This is a genomic window from Streptomyces sp. CAI-85 (genome assembly GCF_013363615.1).
In the GTDB taxonomy this organism is placed as follows: Bacteria; Actinomycetota; Actinomycetes; order Streptomycetales; family Streptomycetaceae; genus Streptomyces; species Streptomyces antibioticus_B.
In genome coordinates, this window is sequence record NZ_JAANNX010000257.1 from 1 (window position 1) to 605 (window position 605).

Sequence of the window (605 nt, forward strand, 5' to 3'; positions counted from 1 at the left end):
CCCTTCCCGCCGCAGCCGGTGATCACCCAGGACAACCTGGTCGTCAACATCGACACCGTCATCTACTACCAGGTGACCGACGCCCGCGCCGCCACCTACGAGGTCGCCAGCTACATCCAGGCCATCGAGCAGCTCACCGTCACCACCCTGCGCAACATCATCGGCGGCATGGACCTGGAGCGCACCCTCACCTCCCGCGAGGAGATCAACGCGGCCCTGCGCGGCGTCCTCGACGAGGCCACCGGCAAGTGGGGCATCCGCGTCAACCGCGTGGAACTGAAGGCGATCGAGCCCCCGACCTCCATCCAGGACTCGATGGAGAAGCAGATGCGCGCCGACCGTGACAAGCGCGCCGCCATCCTCACCGCCGAAGGCACCCGGCAGGCCGCCATCCTCACCGCCGAGGGCGAGAAGCAGTCCCAGATCCTGCGCGCCGAGGGCGAGGCCAAGGCGGCCGCACTGCGCGCCGAGGGCGAGGCCCAGGCCGTCCGTACGGTCTTCGAGGCCATCCACGCCGGCGACCCGGACCAGAAGCTGCTGTCCTACCAGTACCTCCAGATGCTCCCGAAGATCGCCGAGGGCGACGCCAACAAGCTCTGGATCGT

General features: G+C 68.6%; 1 protein-coding gene. It reads left to right on the top strand.

Annotated features, from left to right (window positions below):
- On the top strand, positions 1–605 hold a 605-nt coding region (locus G6W55_RS38135), incomplete at both ends, for an SPFH domain-containing protein (RefSeq protein ID WP_175525119.1).